A 241-nucleotide genomic window follows, 5' to 3' on the forward strand; every position below is an offset into this window, starting at 1 on the left:
CGACGTCGAGCGTGCGGCCGCCGCCGACGCCCACCACCACCTCGCCATCCTTGCGGCGCACCTCTTCCGCCAGCCGGTCCATTTCCTGGTGGGTGACGTCCGCATCGAAAGGGATGATGGTTGGTGAAATGTCCTGCCGGTTGAGCGATGCCGTCAGTTCCACCTCGATATGAGGAAACACGACGGCGTCACAGATTGCCACGACCGAGCGGCCGAGCGTCGCTGCCTTTTCTCCCAACAG

Annotated in this window: 1 protein-coding gene; it reads right to left on the reverse strand. The window is 63.9% G+C overall.

The window, feature by feature from the left end; translation table 11 throughout:
* The coding region (locus KVS69_RS20390) for an iron-containing alcohol dehydrogenase (RefSeq protein WP_217540118.1) at nt 1-241 on the reverse strand (241 nt) is incomplete at both ends.

The organism is Stenotrophomonas sp. GbtcB23, assembly GCF_019091045.1.
Lineage (GTDB): Bacteria > Pseudomonadota > Gammaproteobacteria > Xanthomonadales > Xanthomonadaceae > Stenotrophomonas > Stenotrophomonas rhizophila_A.